19 protein-coding genes are annotated in these 23,697 nt (G+C 70.8%); 11 read left to right on the plus strand and 8 right to left on the minus strand.

Features of this window, described 5'->3' with window-relative positions; all coding sequences use genetic code 11:
• The first annotated feature begins 75 nt into the window (after positions 1–75).
• Entirely contained in the window at positions 76–3,153 is a 3,078-nt protein-coding gene (locus E6R18_RS15355) for a glycoside hydrolase family 3 N-terminal domain-containing protein (protein WP_136317451.1), read from the plus strand.
• Positions 3,154–3,246: 93 nt separating this feature from the next.
• The gene (locus E6R18_RS15360; protein WP_136317452.1) at positions 3,247–4,671 is read left to right on the plus strand and encodes a hypothetical protein; all 1,425 of its coding nucleotides are present in this window, start codon (positions 3,247–3,249) and stop codon (positions 4,669–4,671) included.
• A gap of 78 nt (positions 4,672–4,749) precedes the next feature.
• Here E6R18_RS15360 and E6R18_RS15365 read toward each other — a convergent pair whose 3' ends face one another.
• Positions 4,750–6,348 (minus strand): adenosine deaminase, encoded by a 1,599-nt coding sequence (locus tag E6R18_RS15365; protein ID WP_206308291.1) that lies wholly within the window; start codon positions 6,346–6,348, stop codon positions 4,750–4,752.
• A gap of 285 nt (positions 6,349–6,633) precedes the next feature.
• Here E6R18_RS15365 and E6R18_RS15370 point away from each other — a divergent pair, with 285 nt between their 5' ends.
• Positions 6,634–7,515 carry a GH25 family lysozyme gene (locus E6R18_RS15370; protein WP_206308292.1) on the plus strand — a complete coding sequence of 294 codons (882 nt, stop codon included), beginning with the start codon at positions 6,634–6,636 and terminating at the stop codon, positions 7,513–7,515.
• Positions 7,516–7,668: 153 nt separating this feature from the next.
• On the plus strand, positions 7,669–8,796 hold the full coding sequence (locus tag E6R18_RS15375; protein WP_136317454.1) for a glycoside hydrolase family 3 N-terminal domain-containing protein: 1,128 nt from the start codon (positions 7,669–7,671) through the stop codon (positions 8,794–8,796).
• Here E6R18_RS15375 and E6R18_RS15380 read toward each other — a convergent pair whose 3' ends face one another.
• A complete protein-coding gene (locus tag E6R18_RS15380) occupies positions 8,797–9,048 on the minus strand; it encodes a DUF397 domain-containing protein (protein ID WP_136317455.1) in 252 nt (83 codons plus the stop codon).
• Positions 9,045–9,863: a helix-turn-helix transcriptional regulator gene (locus E6R18_RS15385; protein WP_136317456.1), complete on the minus strand. Its 819-nt coding sequence runs from the start codon at positions 9,861–9,863 to the stop codon at positions 9,045–9,047. Before E6R18_RS15385 ends, E6R18_RS15380 begins: the two co-directional genes overlap by 4 nt.
• Positions 9,864–9,974: 111 nt before the next feature.
• Here E6R18_RS15385 and E6R18_RS15390 point away from each other — a divergent pair, with 111 nt between their 5' ends.
• The 3 genes from E6R18_RS15390 (at position 9,975) to E6R18_RS15400 (ending at position 12,675) form a co-directional block, all read left to right on the plus strand.
• Complete coding sequence (locus tag E6R18_RS15390; protein ID WP_136317457.1) at positions 9,975–10,442, plus strand: ATP-binding protein; 468 nt, start codon at positions 9,975–9,977, stop codon at positions 10,440–10,442.
• A gap of 14 nt (positions 10,443–10,456) precedes the next feature.
• Complete coding sequence (locus tag E6R18_RS15395) at positions 10,457–12,031, plus strand: FAD-dependent oxidoreductase (RefSeq protein ID WP_136317458.1); 1,575 nt, start codon at positions 10,457–10,459, stop codon at positions 12,029–12,031.
• A gap of 86 nt (positions 12,032–12,117) precedes the next feature.
• Positions 12,118–12,675 (plus strand): DinB family protein, encoded by a 558-nt coding sequence (locus E6R18_RS15400; protein ID WP_136317459.1) that lies wholly within the window; start codon positions 12,118–12,120, stop codon positions 12,673–12,675.
• A 101-nt stretch (positions 12,676–12,776) separates the two neighbouring features.
• Here the strand turns inward: E6R18_RS15400 and E6R18_RS15405 are convergent, their stop codons facing one another.
• Positions 12,777–13,388 carry a YceI family protein gene (locus E6R18_RS15405; RefSeq protein ID WP_136317460.1) on the minus strand — a complete coding sequence of 204 codons (612 nt, stop codon included), beginning with the start codon at positions 13,386–13,388 and terminating at the stop codon, positions 12,777–12,779.
• A 225-nt stretch (positions 13,389–13,613) separates the two neighbouring features.
• On the opposite strand from E6R18_RS15405, the gene E6R18_RS15410 reads away from it, so the two are divergent.
• Entirely contained in the window at positions 13,614–14,153 is a 540-nt protein-coding gene (locus E6R18_RS15410) for a hypothetical protein (RefSeq protein WP_136317461.1), read from the plus strand.
• A 153-nt stretch (positions 14,154–14,306) separates the two neighbouring features.
• On the opposite strand, the gene E6R18_RS15415 is transcribed toward E6R18_RS15410, so the two are convergent.
• Positions 14,307–15,536: a glycoside hydrolase family 64 protein gene (locus E6R18_RS15415; RefSeq protein WP_136317462.1), complete on the minus strand. Its 1,230-nt coding sequence runs from the start codon at positions 15,534–15,536 to the stop codon at positions 14,307–14,309.
• Between the two features lie 360 nt (positions 15,537–15,896).
• Between E6R18_RS15415 and E6R18_RS15420 the strand changes: the two genes are divergently transcribed.
• The 3 genes from E6R18_RS15420 (at position 15,897) to E6R18_RS15430 (ending at position 21,878) form a co-directional block, all read left to right on the plus strand.
• Positions 15,897–19,769, plus strand: coding sequence for an endo-alpha-N-acetylgalactosaminidase family protein (locus E6R18_RS15420; RefSeq protein WP_136317463.1), 3,873 nt, complete (start codon positions 15,897–15,899; stop codon positions 19,767–19,769).
• 251 nt (positions 19,770–20,020) lie between these two features.
• A complete protein-coding gene (locus tag E6R18_RS15425) occupies positions 20,021–21,604 on the plus strand; it encodes an acyl-CoA carboxylase subunit beta (protein ID WP_136317464.1) in 1,584 nt (527 codons plus the stop codon).
• A gap of 67 nt (positions 21,605–21,671) precedes the next feature.
• Entirely contained in the window at positions 21,672–21,878 is a 207-nt protein-coding gene (locus tag E6R18_RS15430; protein WP_136317465.1) for an acyl-CoA carboxylase subunit epsilon, read from the plus strand.
• Positions 21,879–22,002: 124 nt separating this feature from the next.
• Here E6R18_RS15430 and E6R18_RS15435 read toward each other — a convergent pair whose 3' ends face one another.
• The 3 genes from E6R18_RS15435 to E6R18_RS15445 form a co-directional block, all read right to left on the minus strand.
• Entirely contained in the window at positions 22,003–22,584 is a 582-nt protein-coding gene (locus E6R18_RS15435; protein WP_014048542.1) for an ATP/GTP-binding protein, read from the minus strand.
• Entirely contained in the window at positions 22,565–23,194 is a 630-nt protein-coding gene (locus tag E6R18_RS15440) for a DUF742 domain-containing protein (protein ID WP_136317466.1), read from the minus strand. Before E6R18_RS15440 ends, E6R18_RS15435 begins: the two co-directional genes overlap by 20 nt.
• Before the next feature lie 89 nt (positions 23,195–23,283).
• Positions 23,284–23,697 carry a roadblock/LC7 domain-containing protein gene (locus E6R18_RS15445; RefSeq protein WP_018551717.1) on the minus strand — a complete coding sequence of 138 codons (414 nt, stop codon included), beginning with the start codon at positions 23,695–23,697 and terminating at the stop codon, positions 23,284–23,286.

Below are 23,697 nucleotides of genomic sequence, written 5' to 3' on the forward strand. Positions count from 1 at the left end.
CAACCGAACCCCCGCGCGCGGCACGGCACCCGCACCCGCTGTGCCGCGCGCGGCCACCGTACGAAGGAGCCGCACATGCCACCCCGCACCCGTCACCGGGCGAGACCCACGACCGCCGCACTGGCCGCCGCCGCCGTCCTGGCCGGCCTGCTCGCCGGCGCCGTCCCCAGCGCGGCCGCCCCGGCCGCCGACGAACCGGCGCCCGTCGCCGTCGACCGGTTCGAGGGCGAGGTGCCCTTCGCCCAGCAGCCGGCCGAGGGCATCTTCACCTGGGGCGGCGACGCCGACGACCCGCCCGCCCTGGCGCTGAAGGACCGGACGGACGCCCCCGAGGGCGCCAAGGTCCTCGAAGGCAGCTACGACATCAGCGGCTACGGCGGCTTCAGCCACGACTACGCCGCCGACCAGCCCGCCCACGACTGGTCCGCCCACAAGGGCATCCGCTTCTGGTGGTACGGCCAGAACACCGCCCCCCTGCCGCCCGGTTCGGGCAAGCGGATCGCCTTCGAGATCAAGGACGGCGGCGCCAACGGCGAGGCGTCCGAGCTGTGGACGACCTCCTTCACCGACGACTGGGAGGGCTGGCACCAGGTCGAGATCCCGTTCGCCGACTTCACCTACCGGGGTGACTACCAGCCAGTCGGCGGCATCGACCAGGTCCTCGGCCTCGACGAGATGTGGGGCTACGCCCTCACCCTGCCGACCGGCGCCCCCGGCAAGTTCGCCATGGACGGCGTGGAGCTGTACGGCAAGGCCGACGCGGCCCTGAAGGCGAGCGTCGTCACCGACGCGGCGGTGCTCCCGGTCAAGCAGGGCGCGACCGCCACCCTCGGCCTCACGGTCGCCACGACCGGCTCCGCCCCGCTGGAGGAGCCCGTCACCGTCGCCTACGAGACCACGGGCGGCACCGCGAAGGCGGGTACCGACTTCACCCCGGTCAGCGGTACCTACACCTTCCCCGCGGGCACCGCATCCGGCACCACGCACAAGGTCTCCGTCGCCACGAAGAAGGTGGCCGGCGCCGCCTCCGCGAAGACGGTCCCGCTCCAGCTGACCGTCACCGGCGCCAAGGCGCCCAAGGAGAACCCGCAGGTCGTCATCGACGCCCACGGGCTGCCCTACCAGAACGCGAAGCTGCCGGTGAAGCAGCGGGTCGCCGACCTGCTCGCCCGGATGTCGCCCGCCGAGAAGGCCGGCCAGATGACCCAGGCCGAGCGCAACGCGCTCGCCTCGCAGGGCGACATCGCCACCTACGACCTCGGCTCGCTGCTCTCCGGCGGCGGCTCGGTCCCCACGCCCAACACCCCCGAGGCGTGGGCGAAGATGGTCGACGGCTACCAGCTGCGCGCCCAGGCCACCCGCTTCCAGATCCCGCTGATCTACGGCGTGGACGCGGTGCACGGCCACAACAACCTGGTCGGCGCCACGATCATGCCGCACAACATCGGCCTCGGCGCCACGCGCGACCCGAAGACCGCCGAGAAGACCGGCGCCGTCACCGCGAGCGAGGTGCGCGCCACCGGCGTCCCGTGGGACTTCGCGCCCTGCCTCTGCGTCTCGCGCGACGAGCGCTGGGGCCGTACCTACGAGTCCTACGGTGAGGACCCGGCCCTCGTGGAGTCCCTGGAGACCGTCATCCAGGGCATGCAGGGCGCCGCGTCCGGCAAGGACCTCGCCCGCAACGACAAGGTGCTGGCCACCGCCAAGCACTTCGTCGGCGACGGCGGCACGGAGTACGGCTCATCGACCACCGGTTCGTACCCGATCGACCAGGGCGTCACCAAGGTCACCCGGCAGGAGCTGGAGGCCGTCCACCTGGCGCCCTTCACGGAGTCGGTGAAGCGCGGGGTCGGCACGGTCATGCCGTCGTACTCCTCGCTCGACATCATCGGGGACGACGAGGGCCCGGTGAAGATGCACGCCAACGCCGCGATGATCAACGGCGTCCTCAAGGACCGGATGGGCTTCGAGGGCTTCGTCATCAGCGACTACCAGGCGATCGACCAGATCCCCGGCGACTACGCGAGCGACGTGCGGACCTCGATCAACGCCGGGCTCGACATGATCATGGTCCCGACGGCGTACAAGGACTTCACCAAGACGCTCCAGGACGAGGTCACCGCCGGCCGCATCCCGCAGGCCCGGATCGATGACGCGGTCTCCCGCATCCTGACCCAGAAGTTCAAGCTGGGCCTGTTCGAGAAGCCGTACGCGGACACCTCCGACCTGAAGAAGATCGGTTCGGCCGAGCACCGGGCCGTGGCCCGCGACGCCGCCGCCAAGTCCCAGGTGCTGCTGAAGAACGACGGCGGTGTGCTGCCGCTGAAGTCCTCGCAGAAGGTGTACGTGGCCGGCTCCAACGCCGACGACATCGGCAACCAGGCCGGCGGCTGGACGGTCAGCTGGCAGGGCTCCTCCGGCGACATCACCCCGGGCACGACGATCCTGTCGGCCATGAAGAAGGACGCCGCGTCCGTCACGTACTCCAAGGACGCGTCCGCCGACACGGCCGGCTACGACGTCGGTGTGGTGGTCGTCGGTGAGACCCCGTACGCGGAGGGCGTCGGAGACGTCGGCAACGGGCACGACCTGGAGCTGTCCGCCGCCGACAAGGCGGCGGTCGACAAGGTCTGCGCCGCGATGAAGTGCGCGGTCCTGATCGTCTCGGGCCGCCCCCAGCTCATCGGGGACAGGCTCGGCGACATCGACGCGCTGGTGGCCTCCTGGCTGCCGGGCACCGAGGGCGACGGCGTGGCCGACGTGCTCTTCGGCAAGCGGGCCTTCACCGGGCAGCTGCCGGTGACCTGGCCGAAGTCCACATCCCAGCTGCCGATCAACGTGGGCGACGCGGCGTACGACCCGCAGTTCCCGTACGGCTGGGGGCTCACCACGCTGACCAAGCCCCCGGCGGGCGGCGAGCTCACGCTCACCGCGCTCGGGCTGGCCGCCCAGGTCGCCGAGAAGACCGGCCTCGGCCGCACGGACGTGGGCCGCGTCATCGTCGGCCAGGCCCGGCTGCTGGTCCAGCAGAAGATCGGCGGGAAGCTGACCGAGAAGGTGTCCAAGCCGTTCGCGGACGCCGACCACCTGCTGCTCACCGGTGATCTGACCGGTGCGGTGGCGAAGCTCAGGACGGCCTACCGGGCCGCCTGACGGACGCGGGGCGGGCGGGCGGCACGGGAGGCCGCCCGCCCGCTCCGTCTTTCCGCCCGCCCGTTTCGCACGCGTGTGCGTTAGCTTGGGAGTATGCGGAACCGGTCGTTCCCCACCTCTGCGGTCCCGGCCCTCCTGGCGGGACTCCTGATGGCGCTGTCCGCCCTCGCCCTGTTCCTGGCCCCCGCCGCCCCGGCCGCGACCGGCGCCTCCACCGTGGACGACGTCGCCCAGGCCCTGCGCAAGGGGCCCGTCTACGTCGACCCGGCCGCGTCCGACCAGCTCTCCCGGGGCCAGGCCGCCGCGCTCAGCAAGAAGATCAAGGACGCGGACAAGCCGGTCTTCGTGGCCGTGCTGCCCAGGAGCGCCGCCTTCCCCGAGGACAGCGTCCTGCGCACCCTGCGCACCGACACCGGGATCACCGGCGTCTACGCGATACGCCTCGGCGACGGCTTCAACGCGGGCGCCGACCCGCAGGTGATGTCCCGGAGCGCGGTCATCAACCTCACCGCCGCCGTGAAGACGCCCGGCGCGGACACCGACGCCGCGACCCAGCTGAACGCCTTCGTGGACCGGGCCGTCGAACAGGCCCGCGGCCACGCGCCCGGCTCCTGGGGCGGCGGCGGCTCCTCGGCCGGGCGGGGCTCGACCGCCGTCGGCCTGGCCGTGGCCGGGGGCGTGGTGGTCCTCGGCGGGGCCGCCGCGTACACGGTCGTACGCCGGGGCCGCAGGCGCAGGGAGACCGAGGAGCGGGCCGCGCTCGACAAGCTGCGGGTGGTCGTGGACGAGGACATCACGGCGTACGGCGAGACTTTGGAACGGCTCGACTTCCACCCGGCGGAGGCCGGTGCCGACGACGCGATGCGCGCCGACTACGAGCGCGCCCTCGACTCCTACGAGAGCGCCAAGTCCCGTATGGCGCACGCCGGTCACCCCTCGGACGTGCGCGGGGTGACCCAGGCCCTGGAGGACGGGCGCTACTCGCTGGCCGTGCTGGACGCCCGCCGCTCGGGCCACGAGATCCCGGCCCGCCGCCCGCCCTGCTTCTTCGACCCGCGCCACGGCCCCTCGGTCGCCGACGTCCGCTGGGCCCCGGCCCGCGGTACGGCCCGCGAGGTGCCGGTGTGCGCCGCCGACGAGGTGCGGCTGCGCGACGGCGAGGACCCGATGAGCCGCACCGTCGAGGTGGGCGACGGCACCCGCCGCCCCTACTGGGAGGCGGGCCCGGCCTACGGCCCCTGGGCGGGCGGCTACTTCGGCGGCGGCCTGCTCCCCGGCCTCCTGGTGGGCACCATGCTCGGCTCGATGCTCGCCACCCCGGCCTACGCGGCGGACTACGGGGGCGGCGACTTCGGCGGGGGCGACTTCTCCGGCGGTGACTTCTCCGGCTCGGACTTCGACTCGTCCGGCTTCGGCGGCGGCGGGTTCGGGGACGGCGGAGGCTTCGGTGACGGCGGAGGTTTCGGTGACGGGGGCGGCTTCGGCGGCGGCGGCGGTGACTTCGGGGGCGGCTTCTGACGCCCCCGCGCAGGCCGTGAGCAAGGGGTGCGGGACCACATTCCCGCACCCCTTACTGTGCGCAACGAGCAGGCCGGCTCAGCCGCGACCGCCGTGGGCGCGCTCGAAGGAGGCGAAGGCCACCTCCTGGCGCCACTCGGTCGCCGCCTTCGGGTTCGCTGCCAGGTACTGGGCGCAGCGCGCGCTCGGGCGGCCGTCACCGGGGCGGTCGGCCCGGCAGGCGGGCACCGGCCGGTAGCCGGAGGGCGCGGAACCGGCGGCCCACAGGGAGCGGCCGTCGCGGAAGGCGTACTCCAGCGAGGCGCGGGCCAGGTCCTTCAGCTCGGTGTACGACAGGCCGTACGTCTTCGCGGCGTACTGGTACTCGTGGCTGATGTCGATCCGCGAGACCCCCGGGTCGTCGGTGGACAGCACGATCGGGACGCCGTAGCGGCGGTACGCGTTGAACGGGTGGTCGTCGCCCGCGATGCCGAGGATCTGCTTGTTGCTGGAGAACGGCACCTCGACGGCGACGTGCCGCCGGGCCATCGTCCGGGCCAGCTGCCGCCAGTCGTCCTCGTGGACCAGGTCCACACCGTGCCCGATGCGCTCGGCCCCGGCGACCCGCACCGCCTCGTTGATGTGGAAGGTCAGGTCCTCCGGCTTGACCAGGCCGGGCGCCAGCTCACCGGCGTGCAGGGTGAGGTGGGCGCCCGGGTACTGCCCGCGCAGGTACTTCAGCATCCGCATCTGGAGGCTGTAGTCGCGCAGCGAGGTCTCGCCGTCCTCCGGCTGTACGAGGTTGACGGCGACGAACCTCGGGTCGCGCTCGGCCAGCCGCATGCCGACCGCGATCTGCGTGAACACGCGGGCCGGGCTGCTGCCCCGGGAGACCTGGGAGATCCACCGGACGGGCAGCCGGCAGGCGGGGGCGGGGTGCGGGGTGTCGCAGTGCGCGGTCTGTCGGAACTGGGCGTCGGAGTCGTCGGCCTCCTCGACCCCCTCGTCCACCACCCGGTCGAGCTGTCCGCCGGCCAGGAGCTTGCGGTGGAGCGCGGCCGGGTCGGCGTCGTAACCCACCGTGTCGGCCAGCTTCTTGGCGCTGTCCGAGGCCGGGCTGACCATCGTCTCCAGATAGAACTGGTTCTGCTTGACGGCGGTGTCGGCGACGTTGGCCAGCATCTTGCCCCGGTCGTACCAGGTCGCCATGGAGAACTTGCCGAAGGTGTCGAAGAAGTGGTCGTGGCCGGACTGGTCGGCCGGGAAGTCCTGCATCGACCACGCCCGGACGATCTGCTGCCGGAACGCGCTGTCCGTCCGCGCGTCGGCGGCGGGCCGGGTGCCCGGGCCGCACGGCGGGGCCACCGCCGTCATCGTCGCGTCGATGCACAGGTCGTGGTCGGTCGCGAGCTTGATCAGGTACTCGGTCGTGACCGCGCCCGACAGGTGGTTGTGCAGGTCACCGCCCTTGGGCAGGTCCTTGAAGAAGGCCCGCAGCCGCGCGGGCCGGTTCTGCGCGTCCCTGAGGTAGGCGGCGGTCGCGCGCTCGGCCGGGGTCACCACGCGGGGCGAGGAGTCCGGTAGCGGCGCGGCGGTCGCCGGGATCGCCGGGAGCAGGGTCAGGACGGCGAGTGCGCCGCCGAATCCGGCCAGCAGGGTGGACTTGGGACGGCGTGCCGTCCGATGGGTAATGATCACCGCCGAATGATCGCTTCCGGTGAGAGCATTTCCCATCGAATCCCGCATACCACCGGAAACGTCCACTCGATCGAGTGCGCGGACCTACCCGTCAGTTCGGAAAACTTCCGTCGAGTGCCGGTCGTTTGTACAGCTCATCAAGGCGGAGAGAGGTGTAGACCACTAATGGCAACGGAAAACTATTTACCGCCCACCCGGTTCTGTGGCTCACTATGTCGTGTTCGCGACAACAACGCGCGTAGACCGTCGCCGGACAGCCTGTCCCCCCACAAGCAGGAGGCCGCCGTGTTCCCCCGCAGCATTTCCCTCAAGCCCACCCAGAAGAGACTCACCGTGGCCGGTGTCATCGGCACGAGCGCCGTGCTGCTGCTCGGTCTGCTGTCCGGCGGCACCGCGTCGGCGGCGCCCGCGCCGGCCAATCCCGTGCCGTACGGCCAGGGCTACATGGGCGTCGGTTACATCCAGGACGCCAAGGACTTCAAGCCGGACACCCGGCAGCTGCACCTTGCCCCCCGCGCCGACGCCAACCTCAAGGCGAACCCCGAGGGCATCGACGTCTCCGGCTGGCAGGGCGGCATCAACTGGAGCTCGGTGCGCGGCGCGGGCATCGAGTTCGCCTGGATGAAGGCGACCGAGGGTCTGACGTACAAGGACTCGACGTTCAGTGCCAACTACCTGAACGCCTACAACGCCGGTGTGATCCGGGGCGCGTACCACTACGCGCGGCCCGACGTCTCCGGCGGTGCGGCCCAGGCGGACTTCTTCGCCAGCAACGGCGGCGCCTGGTCCCGCGACAACCTCACGCTCCCCGGCGTGCTCGACATCGAGGGCACCTGCTACGGCTACTCCCAGGCCGGCATGCAGCAGTGGATTCTCGACTTCTACAACAAGTACAAGGCCCGTACAGGCCGTGACGTCGTGATCTACACCAGCCCGAGCTGGTGGAACACCTGCACCGGCGGCTGGAGCGGCATGTCCGCCCGCAGCCCCCTGTGGGTCGCGAACTGGACCACCGGCACCCCCAGCATCCCGTCGGGCTTCCCCTTCTATACGGTCTGGCAGTACACCTCCACCGGCGCGGTGAACGGTGTCTCCGGCAACGTCGACCGGGACCGCTTCAGCGGTGACCGCTCCCGCCTGCTGGCCCTGGCCAACAACACACCGTGACGGCGGACACCGCACCACACCGCCCCCTCCCCGGGCGTGGCCTCTGAATGAGGGGTACGAGGGCCGGAGTGGCCGCAACCGGCCGCTCCGGCCCTCGTCCGTCCTCCCCGAGCCCCGCCCGGCTCCACGAGACCGTTCACGAAGGAGCACGACATGACATCCCCCCTCAGCAGGCGCGGTGCCCTGATCGCCGGGGCGGCGGCCCTGGCCGCCGGACTGGGACCGGCGGCCTCCGAGGCCGCCGCACGCGCGCCCGAGGTCGCGCGCCCCCGCTTCTCCGCCCTGTCCCCGCAGCAGCGCGCCGGACAGTGCGTCATCCACTCCTACCCCGGGCTCACACCCCCCGCCTCCCTGATGAACGCCATCAAGGAGGGCCGCACGGCCGGGGTGATCTTCTTCGGCGAGAACATCCAGAACCTGAGCCAGATCGAGAGCGTCATCAAGTCGATGAACGCGGCCCACGCCTCGTCCCCCGTGAAGGCCCCGCTGCTCCTGATGACCGACCAGGAGGGCGGCATGATCCGCCGCCTGCCCGGGGAGCCCGTCATGTCCGCCAAGGACGTCGGCGCCTCCGCCGACCCGCGCCAGTGGGCCGACTTCACCGGCAGCGGCGCGGGCATGAACCTCGCGGGCATCGGCATGAACGTCAACCTCGCGCCGGTCCTCGACGTCTACCGCGCGGACGGCGACTTCACGGACCAGTACAAGCGGTCCTACAGCAAGTCGGCCGCCGCGGTGGCCAGTTGCGGCAAGACCTTCATCACCGCCCAGCAGGCCGTCGGTGTCGCCGCCACCGCCAAGCACTTCCCGGGCCTCGGCCCCGCCACCGCGAGCCAGAACACCGACCTGCGCCCCGTCACCATCACCACGTCCGCGGCCACCCTGCGCAGCGTGGACGAGGCTCCGTACAAGGACGCCATAGCCGCCGGCACGAAGCTCGTCATGCTGTCCTGGGCCATCTACACCGCGCTGGACCCCAGCCGTCCCGCCGGTCTGTCCCCGACCGTCGTCGGCGAGCTGCGCAACCGCCTCGGCTACACCGGTGTCACCATCACCGACGCGCTGGAGGCGGGCGCCCTGACGCCCTTCGGAACCACCTCGCAGGTCGCCGTGAAGGCCGCCGCCGCGGGCATGGACCTGCTGCTCTGCTCCTCGCGCAGCGTCTCCCAGGGCGACGCTGCGGTGACCGCCCTGAGCGACGCGCTCGGGACCGGCGCGCTGGACGCGGCGGCGTTCGAAGCCGCCGCCGCACGCGTCAACGCCCTGCGCGCGGGCCTGTAGCTAGACGTTCGCCCGGAGGAACGCGGTCCAGGCGTGCGGCGGGACGGTGAGGACCGGCCCGTCGCTCACCTTGGAGTCCCGCACGTGCACGGCGGCGGGGTGCGCGGCGACCTCTACGCAGTTGCCGCCCTGGTCGCTGCTGTAACTGGACTTGCGCCAGTCGTACGCGACTTCGATGCAGTCGCCGCCCTGGCTACCGCTGTAGCTGGACTTGAACCAGTTGAGGCCGGTGCGGTGTGCTGCGCGAGTCATCTCTCTCCAAGCAGGTGTTCCAGTAGGCGAATGCTCTCCTCGGGTGAGAGCGCCTGCGAACGCAGCATCGCATATTTCAACTGGAGCAGGCTGACCTCGTCTGGGTCATCGTGGAGAAAGCTGACGCGCTGCCCTTCGACGTACGCGAGGTGGTCGTGATCCGGGGTCTCCAGCAGCACCATGGGCCCGGTGAGCCCCGCGTGCTTGGGCGTCTTCATCGGCATGATCTGGAGCCCCAGGAAGGGTAGATCCGCACACTTGCGGAGGTGCGCGATCTGATTCCGCAGCACTGCGGGGTCCCCGATCTCGCTCCGCAGAATGCTCTCCTCCAGGATGAAGTGGAGCATGGGGCGCGGTTTGCGTACGAGGAGCCGCTGTCGATCCAGGCGCGCGGCAACCCACTCCTCCTGCTCGTCCTCCTCGATGGGTGGGTAGTGGCAGGAGAAGATGAAGCGCGCGTACTCCTCCGTCTGCAGGAGTCCGGGGATCACCTGGGTCTCGTACGACTGCAGGGCCACCGCGGCCTGCTCGTACTCCACGAAGTCCTGGACGAACGCCGGGAACCGCTCCTTCTCCGGCACCTTCTCCACGGCGACCTTCAAGGCCCCCTTGGTTTCCAGTAGTTCGTCCAACATGATGGCGAAGTCCAGCTGGAGCGGCCGCCGCCCCTGCTCGATCGACGCGATCGTGTCCTCGCTGACACGGCACCGCTCCGCGAGCGTCGCCTGTGTCATCCGGGCCGCCCTGCGGAACATGGCCAGTTGGGCGCCGATCACGTGCCAGGACGTGACGCGCTTCCTCTTCGCTTGCTGCATGCAGTCCCTCTCCCCGTTCGTGCCTCTCAATGACCCGTCAGCCGTCGTACATCGACTCCGTACGACCTGACTCCCTGCATAACCGTAGTGACGGTATGTGACCTTCGCCTCATGAACGAAACAACTCAACTCCCCGACTTCCGCGAGGCTTTCTACCGCCGCGAGCGCAGGTCGGTGCCGCTCGTACGGAAGTTCGTACGGGAGGTGCTGGTCGACTGGGCGTGCGAGGAGCACAAGGTGTGCGCGGACGACGTGCTGCTCTGCGTGAGCGAACTCGCGACCAACGCGCTCGTGCACGGCGTGCCGCCGGGGCGCGGGTTCCGGCTGTTCCTGTACTGGGAGAAGGCCGAGGGCCGGCTCCGGGTCGAGATGCACGACAGCGGGGACGGTGAGGTGCCGGAGGCCGTGCCGTGCCCCGAGCCGACCGCCGAGGGCGGGCGCGGGCTGATGCTGGTGGCGGCGCTCGCCGAGGCGTGGGGGGTCGGGGAGCGGAATCCGGGGAAGATCGTGTGGTGCGAGTTTGCCGCCCCGGCAAGGATGTTTGCCGAGGCGACGGGCGGGGCGCACCATCTCCGGTAGATGGAGGTGTGCGCATGAGCGACATGACGCAGATGTACGACGTGGTGGTCATCGGCGGCGGGGCCGCGGGTCTGAGCGGGGCACTGGCCCTGGCGCGGGCCCGCCGGTCGGTGCTGGTGATCGACGCGGGCAGGCCGCGCAACGCCCCCGCGTCCCACGTGCACAACTACCTGGGCCGCGAGGGCACGCCGCCCGCGGAGCTCCTGGCGGTCGGCCGGGACGAGGTGACCGGCTACGGGGCCGAGATCGTGGAGGGCGAGGTCACGGTGGTCGAGAGGCTGCCGGAGGGGGCCGGGTTCCGGGTCGTACGGGGGGACGGGACGGCCGTGACGGCGCGCCGGCTGCTCGTCACGACCGGTCTGGTGGACGAGCTGCCGCCGATCCCGGGCCTGGCCGAGCGGTGGGGCCACGAGGTGCTGCACTGCCCGTACTGCCACGGCTGGGAGGTCAGGGACTCGGCGATCGGCATCGTGGCTTCGAGTCCCATGGCCGTGCACCAGGCGCTGCTGTGGCGGCAGTGGAGCGACGACATCACGCTCTTCCTGCACCAGGGGCCGGAGCCCGGCGAGGAGGAGTACGAGCAGCTGGCCGCGCGCGGCATCGCGATCGTGGACGGCGAGGTGGCCGGTGTGGAGGTGAGCGGCGGCCGGCTGACCGGGGTGCGGCTGGCGGGCGGCCGGGTGGTGGCGCGGGACGCGGTGGTCGTACAGCCGCGGTTCACGGCGCGTTCCGGCGTACTCGAAAGCCTCGGGCTGCGGCCGGCCCCGCTGGAGATGGGCGGGCACACCCTCGGGGCGTACATCGAGGCCGACCCGACGGGGGCCACGGACGTGCCCGGGGTGTGGGTGGCCGGCAATGTGGCGAGCCTGATGGAGCAGGTCATCGGCTCGGCGGCGGCCGGGCTGAAGGCGGGCAGCGCCATCAACGGGGACCTCGTCACCGAGGACACCCGGCGCGCGGTCGAGGCGCGCGACGCGCCCTCGGACGCGGAGCTGTGGGACAACCGCTACCGCGAGAGCCACCGCATCTGGAGCGGCAAGCCCAACAGCGTGCTCGTCCGCGAGACCGAGGAGCTGAAGCCGGGCCGGGCGCTGGACCTCGGGTGCGGGGAGGGGGCCGACGCGGTCTGGCTGGCGCGGCAGGGCTGGCAGGTCACCGCGACGGACATCTCGCGCGTCGCACTGGCACGGGCCGCCGAGCACGCGGCCGAGGCGGAGGTCTCCGAGCAGATCGACTGGCAGTTCCACGACCTGGGGGCCACGTTCCCCGAGGGCGCGTACGACCTCGTCTCGGCGCAGTTCCTGCACTCCATGGGCGACCTGCCGCGTGAGCGGATTCTGCGCCGGGCGGCGCGGGCGGTCGCGCCCGGGGGCGTACTCCTGATCGTCGGGCACGCGGGCTTCCCGCCGTGGGACCACCACCACGCGCAGATGCAGCTCCCGACCACCGACGAGGTGCTGGCCTCGCTCGAACTGCCGGAGGGGGAGTGGGAGGTGCTGCTCAGCGCGGAGCACGAGCGGGTCCAGAACGACCCGGACGGCAACCCCGTCACCCGTACGGACAACGCGCTGAAGGTCCGGCGCCGCTGACCTGAAGCCGTATAGGGCGTGGACTGTCCTATACGGCTTCTAGTGTCGTTCGTGCAGGCGGAACAGGAACGACGAAGGGCAGATCCATGAGCGACACCGCGACGGACACCAACACGACGGCCACCACGTCCGGCCTGGACGCCGAGCGCGCGGACCTGCTGGAGGCACTGGCCAAGCAGCGGCACTTCCTGCGGTTCACCGCCCGCGACCTGACGGACGAGCAGGCCGGGCAGCGGACCACGGCGAGCGAGCTGTGTGTGGGCGGGCTCATCAAGCACGTCACGAACACCGAACGGAGCTGGGCCGACTTCATGGTGGAAGGGGCCGCGAACATGCCCGACTTCACCGCGATGACGGAGGCCGACTTCGCGAAGCGGGCCGAATCATTCGCGATGCAGCCGGGGGAGACCCTGGCGGGCGTGCTGGACGCGTACGCCGAGGTGGCCCGCCGTACCGACGAACTGATCGCCTCGCTGCCCGACCTGGGCGTCACGCACGCGCTGCCGAAGGCCCCGTGGTTCGACGGGGACGCGCGGTGGTCGGCCCGCCGGGCGGTGATGCACGTGCTGGCCGAGACCGCGCAGCACGCAGGGCACGCCGACATCATCCGCGAGGCGCTGGACGGCGCCCAGAGCATGGCCTGACCGGCGCCCGCACCCACCCCCGGCACGCCGAGCGCCCGCCGTCCTCCCCGGAAACGGGAGCGGGCGGCGGGCGCGCTCGGCCGGGGGAGACCCCGGGAAGATCAGGCGGCGGCCTTGATCGCGGAGATGTCGAAGTTCAGCTTCACCTTGTCGCTGACCATCACGCCGCCGGTCTCCAGCGCCGCGTTCCAGGTCAGGCCCCAGTCGGAGCGCAGGATCTCGGCGCTGCCCTCGAAGCCGACGCGCTCGTTGCCGTAGACGTCGGTGGCGGAGCCGTTGAACTCCAGGTCGATGGAGAGCGGGCGGCTCACGTCCTTGATGGTGAGGTCGCCGGTGACGCGGTACTTGTCGCCGCCGAGCTGTTCGGCGGACGTCGAGCGGAACGTCATCAGGGGGAACTTCTCGGCGTCGAAGAAGTCGCCGCTGACCAGGTGGGCGTCGCGGTCGGCGATGCCCGTGTCCACGCTGGCGATCTTCACGTCGATCGAGGCGGCCGAGGCGGCCGGGTCGGAGCCGTTCAGCTTCAGGGAGCCCTCGTGCTCGCCGAAGGAGCCGCGCACGTTGGTGACCATGGCGTGACGCACGGTGAAGCCGATGCTGCTGTGCGCCGGGTCGATCGTGTAGTCACCCGTGAGGGCGGCCAGGGCGGGGTCGACGTCGGTCGTGGTCACAGCGGTCGCGGTGTCGTTGTTCTTGCGGTTGAACAGAGCCATGGCTCCTCCTCGGGGACGGGGTCGAGCCGAGGCCCGACGTGTTGTTTAACCTTCAACGACATTCACTGTAGACCCATCTTGTTCAAAGTTCAACATCTCCGGTCGGGACTGTTGCGGCCCTCGCCGTCTGTTCGCGCGGCCGTTACGGAAGGCCCTCTGGTGACGCGCGTAGAACTCGGGCACCATCTTCCTGTCAGGATTGTCATGCACAGGAGGAGACCCCCCATGGTGTTCCGCGCGCCCCACGTGTCCCGGATGACGCTGCGCCCCGTCCTCACCGCCCTCGCCCTCGTCCTCGGCGTCCTCTTCGCCCCCGGCATCGGCGTCGTCAGCGGTACGACGGACGCCTTCGCCGTCACCAAGCTCACCCACAGCCAGGCGACTTCGCGCTTCAGCTCGTCCGGCGTGACCTGGTCGTCCTCGGGCGGCTGTTCCAACCGCAACGTCTCCACCTGCACCTCGTTCGACCAGCTCAACCTGCCGACCGCCCAGGGCGCCCAGACCCTCAAGAGCGCCACGGGCTGCGCCCTGAACATCACCGGGGGCACCGAGACCGGGCACGCCGGCGGCACGTACTCGCACTGGAACGGCTACAAGCTCGACCTCGGCAAGACCACCTGCCTCACCAACTACATCAAGAGCGCCTTCAGCTACATCGGCCTGCGCGGTGACGGGGCGCCCCAGTACAAGTCCGCCTCCGGCAACGTCTACGCCGACGAGGGCAACCACTGGGACGTGACGTACTACAACTGCGGCGGCTGCTGAGCCGGGTGACGAGGGAGCCGGGCGCGGCGTTCGAGGCGCGCGGTCCGACCGGGGTCGCGCACCTGGCCCGCGGCCTGAGCGGACACCCCTGTGGACAAGCGTGTGCCCCCGTCCCGCCCGGACGGGGGCACACGCGGTCTTGGAGCGGTGGCGTCAGGAGCCGACGCTCACCGTGAACCGCCGCGGGTTGCCGTCGTTCGCGGCGCCCGAGACGTCCGGCTCGCCGTCCGGGCGCACGTCGTCGTACGGGAAGGCGTACCCGATCGGGCTGTTGGCGTGGACGATCCGCGACCAGTGGTTGGTCACCGCGCCCTGGTAGTAGTCGGCCACCGAGGTGCCGTTCGGCTGGTCGGGGTGGCTGAGCATGATCGAGCGGTTGAAGCCGGCCGCGAGCCGGGCCAGCAGCGCCTTCTTGTCGTCGTTGTCCGCCGGGTTGTTGGTGAAGGGCCCGTGGTTGCAGGTGAAGATGTCCTTGGAGACGGGCTTGGAGAAGGTGTGCCCGCCGTCGAAGGTCAGGGTGTCGCCGCTGACCCGCCCGGCGCGGACGCCGCGCCCGCCCTGGAGGTCGATGCGCAGGTCGGTCGAGCGGTACTTCTCCCAGACCTCGTCGATCTGCGCGGTGAACAGGTCGCGGAACGGCATCTGGTCCGGGCGGTCGAAGTAGGGCGCCATCAGGTTCTGCGGCGAGACGACCCGCAGCACGCTGCCGTCCGAGCCGCGCGTCACCAGCTGGTCCCAGGGCTGGCCGTCGGCCGCCGCCTGGGCGATCAGGCCGTCCGCGATGCGCTGCACGGCACCGTCCGGGAGCGGGGCCACGGTGTGCGTGGAGTCGCCCTCCAGGGTCAGCCCGATCGGCAGGGCCGTCACCAGGTCGACGTAGCTGATGTTGGCGTACAGCTGCTGCGGGTTGAACGTGAACTCGCAGAACGACCAGGTGCGTCCGTAGTTCGGGTCCGTGGAGGTGGCGAAGGCCGGCTCGACCAGGGCCGGGCCCGGGTTCAGGTAGAAGTCCAGGGTGTCGTCGCGGACGAAGTAGACGCGCGCGCCGTACATCTGGGGCAGGGTCAGCACGACGGGCCCGGCGCCCGCCCCGTTCAGCGGGATGGCGCAGTCCACCGGCAGCGGGGTCTGCGGGGCGGCGGGGGAGTCCGGGTGGTAGACGCTCCCGTCGGCGCGCAGCAGGACCCAGCGGTCGGTGCCCTGCTCGTGGCCGGTGACGTAGGCGTTGACGCGGCCGGGCAGCGAGCGGTTCTCCAGGGCCAGTTCGCAGGTGGCCGCGGACGCGGACGCGCTCGGACTCAGGGCGCTTCCCCACAGGGGGTAGGTGAGCGCGGTGGCGGTGGCGGCGGCGCCGCCCGTGAGGAACTTCCGGCGCGAAATCATGAGGCGACTCCGGGGGTACGTGGGGGGTGCGTGGGGGCGCGGACGGGTGAACCGTGCGGGGAGGTGGAACGGGGGCGTCCGCGGTGCGCACCACTTTCGCGACGCGCGGCGCGGGCGTCAAGACTTGTGACTGAGAGCGCTCTCAAAAAGAAGAACTCTTCACAACTCGACGCTGTTCGGCGCCACTTGGCGGGCTCGTGCGCGGGGCTTCGCGTAACGCGTGATCAGGAACTGAACGCGGTGCCCGGGATGTTCCGTATCCGCCCCACTTGGACTAACGCGGGGCGGTTGTTGGACTGGAGAAGCCCTCGGGGCCGTACGTCGTTGACGGTGCGCGGAGCCGACGACTACGCAATGCACATGTCACCAAGATTCACTCCGGTGGGCGCCGCAGCCGCCGCTTCAGCCGCCGTCCTGGCCCTGGTGGGGACCGCGCTCCCCGCCGTCGCCGCCACCCCCACGCCCGCCGCGGCCGGCAGCGCCGTCCCCGCGGGCAGCCCCGTCCTCTCCTCCGCGCAGCTCGCGGTCGCCGTCGCCGCCGACTTCCCGCGCGTCCTCACGTACACCGACCGCGCCTCCGGCAAGCAGCTGACCGGCAGCACCCGGCCGGTCACCGCCGTCACCCTGAACGGGACCGCGCACCCGGTGAAGCTCAAGGGCGCCCCGAAGACCACCAGGTCGGCCGCCCGCTACACGCTCGCCTTCACCGACCTGCCCGGTGTCGAGATCGACGCCACGCTGTCGGTGTCCGGGCGCACCACCACCTTCAAGGTGACCGCCGTCCGCGACACCGCCGCCTTCCGGGTCTCCACGATCGACATACCCGGCCACGACCTGGTCTCCGTCGCCAGCACCGACGCCGGGGCCGCGACCGCCTTCACCCGGCTGGACACCGACTCCACGAAGACCGCCGACGTCTTCGCGGACGTCACCAAGGACACCCCGGCCGACTCCGCGCCCTCCGGGGCCACCTACGCGATCCTCAACACCGGCTCGCTGGCCGCCGCCGTCGAGTCCAACTCCTCCTACGACAAGCCCTCCGGGGCCACCGGCGGCGACGACGCCCGCTTCTGGCACCAGGCCCGCAAGGAGGACGACGGCTCCACCCGGGTCGCCGTCTGGTCCGGGCAGTGGACCTACCGGGGCGAGGGGGCGCCGAAGCCGGAGAGCGGTGAGAACCTGCCCTGGGCCAAGGTCGTCGTCACGCCCGACGCCAACGGCGACAGGACCGTCGACTGGCAGGACGGCGCCGTGGCGTTCCGCTCGATCGGCGTGGTCGCGCCGGGCAGCGAGGACACCGCGGACCGGGTGGTCACGCACATCCCGTTCAACTTCGCCAGCCAGGCCACCCACCCCTTCCTGCGCACCCTGGACGACGTCAAGCGGATCTCCCTGTCCACGGACGGCCTCGGCCAGCTCGCCCTGCTCAAGGGGTACGCCTCCGAGGGCCACGACTCCGCCCACCCCGACTACGGCGGCGACTACAACAAGCGCGCCGGCGGGCTGAAGGACCTCAACGCCCTGCTGAAGGACGGCAAGAAGTGGGGCGCGACCTTCGGCGTCCACGTCAACGCCACGGAGGCGTACCCGGAGGCGAAGGCGTTCGACGAACAGCTCGTCGACAAGACGAAGCCGGGCTGGAACTGGCTGGGCCAGAGCTACTACATCGACCAGCGCCGCGACATCAACAGCGGCGACCTCGCCAAGCGCTTCCAGCAACTGCGCGACGAGACCGGCTCCAACCTCTCCATGCTGTACATCGACGTGTACTACACGCACGGCTGGATCGCCGACAAGACCGTCCAGGCCCTCCAGAAGCAGGGCTGGAACGTCTCCAGCGAGTGGGCCGACAAGTTCGAGCGGGCCTCGCTCTGGTCGCACTGGGCCAATGACCTCGACTACGGCGGCGCCACCAACAAGGGCCTCAACTCGAAGATCATCCGGTTCATCCGCAACGGCGAGAAGGACGTCTGGAACAACGACCCGGTCCTCGGCCAGAGCGCCATCGCCGAGTTCGAGGGCTGGACCGGCGAGACCGACTGGAACACCTTCTACGACAACATCTGGCAGCGCAATCTGCCCGCCAAGTACCTCCAGCAGCAGCAGATCACCCGCTGGGACGGCAACGACGTCACCCTCACCGGCGGGATCAGCGGCACGGTCGAGGACGGGAAGCGGACCTTCTACGACCACGGCCGCAAGGTGCTCAGCGGCACCGACTACCTCCTCCCGTGGGACGGCGGCAAGAAGCTGTACCACTACAGCCAGGAGGGCGGTACGAGCAGCTGGGCGGTGCCGTCGAAGGGCACGTACACCGTCTACGAGCTCACCGACAACGGCCGCGTCAAGACCGGCACCGTCCGCCCGGTCAACGGGAAGATCACGCTGAAGGCCGAGGCCGGGCAGCCGTACGTCCTCTACCCGCACCAGGCCCCCAAGGCCGCCGGCCCCAAGTGGGGCGAGGACACGCTCGTCGCCGACCCCGGCTTCAACGACGACCGGCTCGGCGACTGGTCCAGGACCGGCACCGCCGTCCGCGACACCGACACCCAGGGCCGCAACAGCGCGAAGCTCTCCGGCACCGGCACCGCCGCGCTCTCCCAGCGCATCGACGGACTGAAGCCCGGCGCCCGCTACACCGCGTCCGCCCTCATCGAGGTCGAACCCGGCAAGAGCAGGCACACCACCATCTCGGCCGGCGGGAAGTCCGTCGCCGTGGACCGCTCCACCGCCAAGGACTACGTCGCCGCTTCCGACTGGCACGGCACGTACTTCCAGCGCGCCGAGGTCAACTTCACCGCCCCCGCCAACGGCCGCACCACCCTGCGCATCGAGGCCGCGAAGGGCAGCGCGGCGACCGTCCGCGCCGACGACGTACGCATCGTCGCCAATGCGCCCACGACCAAGAAGAACACCGTCGTGCACGAGGACTTCGAGGACGTCGACCAGGGCTGGGGCCCCTTCCTCAAGGGCGACGCGGGCGGCTCCACCGACCCCCGCACCGTCATCTCCCAGCTGCACGCCCCGTACACCCAGGCAGGCTGGAACGGGAAGCTCATCGACGACGTGCTCAGCGGCAAGGAGTCGCTGAAGGTCCACGAGGAGAACACCGGGCTCGTCTACCGCACCGCCCCCTGGACCGTGCCGATGACCGAAGGACACCGCTACAAGGTCGAGTACGACTACCAGTCCAGCCACGCCGGGGCCTACGAGTGGGTCGACGGCTACGACCGGATCACCGCCGACGGCAAGCCCGCCTCGGTCGAGACCCGGACCACCGCCATCGGCGCCCAGCACACCACCGGCCGCTTCTCCGAGACCGTCACGGCGGGCTGCGGTGACACCTGGACCGGTCTGCGCAAGCGCGGCGACGCCCCCGAGGGCGCCGACTTCGTCCTCGACGGCTTCACCGTCACCGACCTCGGCAAGGCCCCCGCCGACGAGCAGGCCGCCTGCGGCACGCTCACGGTCGCGGCCGCCGCCGAGACCCTGGAACCGGGCACCGCCAACACCGTCGAAGCGAGCTTCACCAACCACGAGTCCACCGCCGCCACCGGCGTCTCGGTGAACCTGACCCTCCCCGAGGGCTGGGCGGCCGAGCCCGCCGGCGCCGTCACCTTCGACTCGGTCGCGCCCGGTGCCAAGGTGACCGCGAGCTGGCAGGTCACCCCGCCGGTGGACGCGGAGTACCGCACGTACGCCCTGGCCTCCGAGGCGTCGTACACGACCGGCGACGGGCAGCGGAAGCTCGGCGCGCAGACCTCCGTACGCACCCTGCCGCCGCCGCCCACCACGGACAGCTGGGCCAGCGACCTGGACTGGACGGCCTCCTCCAACGGCTGGGGGCCGGTCGAGCGCGACCTGTCCAACGGCGAGACCGGCACCGGTGACGGCACCGCGCTCACCATCGGCGGCACGGTCTACGAGAAGGGCCTCGGCAGCCACGCCCCGGCCACCATCCGCTACTACCTCGGCGGCCGGTGCACCTCCTTCACCGCCGAAGTGGGCGTGGACGACGTGCAGAAGACCGCCGGGAGCGTGCAGTTCTCCGTGAAGGCGGACGGCACCGAGAAGGTGAAGTCGCCGGTGCTCAGGGCGGCCGACGCCGCCTGGTCGCTCACGGCCGACGTCACCGGCGCCAAGTACGTCGAGCTGATCGCCGGCGACGGCGGCGACGGCAACGGCAACGACCACGCCGACTGGGGCAGCGCCCGCTTCCACTGCGGAAGCTGAACCACTCGGGCACAGGGGGGCGGGGGCCGCGCAGGCCCCGCCCCCTGTGCCGTCACCACCCTCCTGGCTCACCGGTGTGTGCGGCAGACCACAGCGAGACCTTTGTGGGACCTCCACAAACGATGGCGGGTACCGGCTGGTACTTCGCCTGCATGGCTCCGGGCTTATGTCAGGCTCCACCAGTAAACCGGGCAGGAGACTGTACGGAGTCGACGGCGGGGTTTTCTTGGCAGGGTTCGTAGGGTCGATACATGACCGTTGTGGACGAAACCCAGGGCGAGCCGAGCGACACCCGCGGCCGCGTGGCCGAACTGCTGGCGCTGCGCGAGCAGGCCCGGCGCGGACCCAGTGACCGGGCGACCGAGGCGCAGCACGCCAAGGGCAAGCTGACGGCCCGCGAGCGCATCGAGCTGCTGGTGGACCCGGGGTCGTTCCATGAGGTGGAGCAGTTGCGGCGGCACCGGGCGACGGGTTTCGGTCTGGAGGCGAAGAAGCCGTACACGGACGGTGTGATCACCGGCTGGGGCACGGTGGAGGGCCGGACGGTCTTCGTGTACGCGCACGATTTCCGGATCTTCGGCGGGGCGCTGGGCGAGGCCCACGCCACGAAGATCCACAAGATCATGGACATGGCCATCTCGGCCGGTGCGCCGCTGGTCTCCCTGAACGACGGCGCGGGGGCCCGTATCCAGGAGGGCGTCTCGGCGCTCGCCGGGTACGGCGGGATCTTCCAGCGCAACACCAGGGCGTCCGGGGTGATCCCGCAGATCAGTGTGATGCTCGGCCCGTGTGCGGGCGGTGCGGCCTACAGCCCGGCCCTGACCGACTTCGTGTTCATGGTCCGTGAGACCTCGCAGATGTTCATCACCGGTCCGGACGTCGTCAAGGCGGTCACCGGCGAGGAGATCACCCAGAACGGCCTGGGCGGCGCCGATGTGCACGCGGAGACCTCGGGCGTCGCGCACTTCGCGTACGACGACGAGGAGACCTGCATCGCCGAGGTCCGCTACCTCATCGGCATGCTGCCCTCCAACAACCGGGAGAACCCGCCCACCGCGGCGAGCGACGACCCCGCCGACCGGCGCGGCGACGCCCTCCTGGACCTGGTCCCGGCCGACGGCAACCGCCCGTACGACATGCACAAGGTGATCGAGGAGCTCGTCGACGACGGCGACTACCTGGAGATCCACGAGCGCTGGGCCCGCAACATCATCTGCGCGCTGGCCCGGATGGACGGCCAGGTCGTCGGCATCGTCGCCAACCAGCCCCAGGCGCTCGCCGGTGTGCTGGACATCGAAGCCTCCGAGAAGGCCGCACGGTTCGTCCAGATGTGCGATGCCTTCAACATCCCGCTGGTCACGCTGATCGATGTGCCGGGATTTCTGCCCGGCGTCGATCAGGAGCACGGTGGGATCATCCGGCACGGCGCGAAGCTGCTCTACGCCTACTGCAACGCCACCGTGCCCAGGATCTCGCTGATCCTGCGCAAGGCATACGGCGGCGCCTACATCGTCATGGACAGCCAGTCCATCGGTGCGGACCTCACCTACGCCTGGCCCACCAACGAGATCGCCGTCATGGGCGCCGAAGGCGCCGCCAACGTCATCTTCCGCCGCCAGATCGCCGAAGCCGAGGACCCCGAGGCCATGCGCACCCGCATGGTCAAGGAGTACAAGACCGAGCTGATGCACCCGTACTACGCCGCCGAGCGCGGCCTCGTCGACGACGTCATCGACCCGGCCGAGACCCGCGAGGTCCTGATCGCCTCGCTCGCGATGCTCCGCTCCAAGCACGCCGACCTGCCGGCCCGCAAGCACGGCAACCCCCCGCAGTAGTCCGAGGCCCCCGCAGCACCCCTGCGAGCCCCGCGAAGAACTGCCGAGAAGACGGAGAGACACACCCATGAGCCCTGCCACCGCCGAGTCCGTGCTGCGCGTCGAGAAGGGTCTCGCCGACCCCGAGGAGCTGGCCGCCATCACCGCGGTCCTGCTCGCCCGCGCCGCCGCCCAGCCCGCCGAGAGCCCCGCCCGGCGGGGCCGCGACACGGCCGGCTGGCGCCGCCTGGAGCGCACCCCCGGCTTCCGGGCGCCCCACAGCTGGCAGGGCTGACCCCGGGCGGGCCATATCGAGCCCGTCCGGCGATTGAGGACAAGCAAGGCCGCCAGGCCGAGCGGCACACGCACGAGGGTCCCGCACTCACAGGAGTGCGGGACCCTCGTGCGTACGGCAGCACCTACCGCAGGCGCGCCATCAGCGCATGCTCGACCAGCGTGATCAACGCGCTCTTCGCGTCCGCCCGGTGCCGCGCGTCCGTCGTCAGGATCGGGGTGTCGGGGCCGATCTGGAGTGCTTCGCGGACCTCGTCGGGGGTGTAGGGCTGGTGTCCGTCGAAGCCGTTGAGGGCGATGACGAAGGGGAGCCCGCTGTTCTCGAAGTAGTCGACGGCCGGGAAGCAGTCGGCGAGCCGGCGGGTGTCCACCAGGACCACCGCGCCGATGGCGCCGCGCACGAGGTCGTCCCACATGAACCAGAAGCGGTCCTGGCCCGGCGTACCGAAGAGGTACAGGATCAGGTCCTGGTCCAGCGTGATGCGGCCGAAGTCCATCGCCACCGTCGTGGTGGTCTTGTCCCCCGTGTGCGTCAGGTCGTCGATGCCCGCGGACGCGGACGTCATCACGGCTTCGGTGCGCAGCGGATTGATCTCCGAAACGGCACCGACAAACGTGGTCTTACCCACGCCGAAGCCCCCTGCCACCACGATCTTCGCCGAGGTAGTGGAGCGGGCCGCTCCGCCGCTAGAGCTTGCGAAGTCCACTGAGCACCCTTTCGAGCAGTGTCACATCTGGCTGGCCGCCGGCGGACTCGTCGCCGCCGGGCTGGTGGATAGCGACGAGTCCGGCCTCTGCCAGGTCGGCTACGAGGATCCGGGCCACGCCGAGGGGGATCGAGAGGAGGGCCGAGATCTCGGCCACCGACTTGATCTCGAAGCACAGCCGGCAGATCCGCTGGTGCTCGGGCAACTGCCCTTGCAGCCGGGACGGATCAGCCGTGGTACTGACCAACGCCTCAATGGCGAGTTGGTAGCGCGGTCGGGTCCGGCCACCTGTCATGGCGTACGGACGGACCAGCGGATTGTGCGCCGCCGGAGCCGGCTCGGGAGCCCGCCGCGGCTGCACGGGCTGGATGCGGGGCGGCTGCTGGGGACCGTCCAGCCGGTGCGGACGCTGCGGGCGTCCGGGCTGGTGGGGCTCCTGCTGCGGCCAGTCGTCGGAGATCTGGCCGTGCCGCGGCTGCCGGTACGGCTGATAGGGCTGCTGATCGCCCTGTCTGCCGGGTGTGGAGGGGAAGTTGAAACGTTCGTCCCCGTGCTCACCCGATACGTGCCGACCACCGTCGAACTGGTGCCCGCCTGGGGGTGTACCCACGATTCCTCCTCCGCCTGCCGGTCCCGAATCCAATGGGTCCGCGCCACCGCACCCTATGGCGCGGTGACGCGAAACGCACTGTCTGTCTACTAGTTAAGAAGACTCCCCTGAAGCTCGGCACGGAGGTCCGGAGTCAGGACGCTGCCGGCGCGGTCGACCAGAAGGGCCATTTCGTACCCGACCAGACCGATGTCGGCGTCCGGGTGCGCGAGAACGGCCAACGAGGATCCGTCGGAAACGGACATGATGAAGAGGAATCCACGCTCCATCTCCACAACCGTCTGATTCACCGCGCCGCCCTCGAAGATCCGCGAGGCGCCGGCCGTCAGCGAGGTCAGCCCGGAGGCGACCGCCGCCAGCTGGTCGGCACGGTCGCGCGGGAATCCCTCGGACATCGCCAGCAGGAGTCCGTCGGCGGAGACCACCACCGTGTGCGACACCCCGGGGGTGTTGTCCACGAAGTTGGTGATCAACCAGTTCAGATTCTGCGCCGCCTGGCTCAT

This window comes from Streptomyces sp. A1277 (genome assembly GCF_004795015.1).
Lineage (GTDB): Bacteria > Actinomycetota > Actinomycetes > Streptomycetales > Streptomycetaceae > Streptomyces.

Coding starts and splice junctions, on each gene's coding strand:
- E6R18_RS15410 (WP_136317461.1), top strand. CDS start 13,614: ATGGTGTTCCGCGCGCCCCACGTGTCCCGGATGACGCTGCGCCCCGTC.
- E6R18_RS15415 (WP_136317462.1), bottom strand. CDS start 15,536: ATGATTTCGCGCCGGAAGTTCCTCACGGGCGGCGCCGCCGCCACCGCC.
- E6R18_RS15400 (WP_136317459.1), top strand. CDS start 12,118: ATGAGCGACACCGCGACGGACACCAACACGACGGCCACCACGTCCGGC.
- E6R18_RS15405 (WP_136317460.1), bottom strand. CDS start 13,388: ATGGCTCTGTTCAACCGCAAGAACAACGACACCGCGACCGCTGTGACC.
- E6R18_RS15380 (WP_136317455.1), bottom strand. CDS start 9,048: ATGACTCGCGCAGCACACCGCACCGGCCTCAACTGGTTCAAGTCCAGC.
- E6R18_RS15385 (WP_136317456.1), bottom strand. CDS start 9,863: ATGCAGCAAGCGAAGAGGAAGCGCGTCACGTCCTGGCACGTGATCGGC.
- E6R18_RS15430 (WP_136317465.1), top strand. CDS start 21,672: ATGAGCCCTGCCACCGCCGAGTCCGTGCTGCGCGTCGAGAAGGGTCTC.
- E6R18_RS15390 (WP_136317457.1), top strand. CDS start 9,975: ATGAACGAAACAACTCAACTCCCCGACTTCCGCGAGGCTTTCTACCGC.
- E6R18_RS15445 (WP_018551717.1), bottom strand. CDS start 23,697: ATGAGCCAGGCGGCGCAGAATCTGAACTGGTTGATCACCAACTTCGTG.
- E6R18_RS15425 (WP_136317464.1), top strand. CDS start 20,021: ATGACCGTTGTGGACGAAACCCAGGGCGAGCCGAGCGACACCCGCGGC.
- E6R18_RS15395 (WP_136317458.1), top strand. CDS start 10,457: ATGAGCGACATGACGCAGATGTACGACGTGGTGGTCATCGGCGGCGGG.
- E6R18_RS15355 (WP_136317451.1), top strand. CDS start 76: ATGCCACCCCGCACCCGTCACCGGGCGAGACCCACGACCGCCGCACTG.
- E6R18_RS15420 (WP_136317463.1), top strand. CDS start 15,897: ATGTCACCAAGATTCACTCCGGTGGGCGCCGCAGCCGCCGCTTCAGCC.
- E6R18_RS15360 (WP_136317452.1), top strand. CDS start 3,247: ATGCGGAACCGGTCGTTCCCCACCTCTGCGGTCCCGGCCCTCCTGGCG.
- E6R18_RS15375 (WP_136317454.1), top strand. CDS start 7,669: ATGACATCCCCCCTCAGCAGGCGCGGTGCCCTGATCGCCGGGGCGGCG.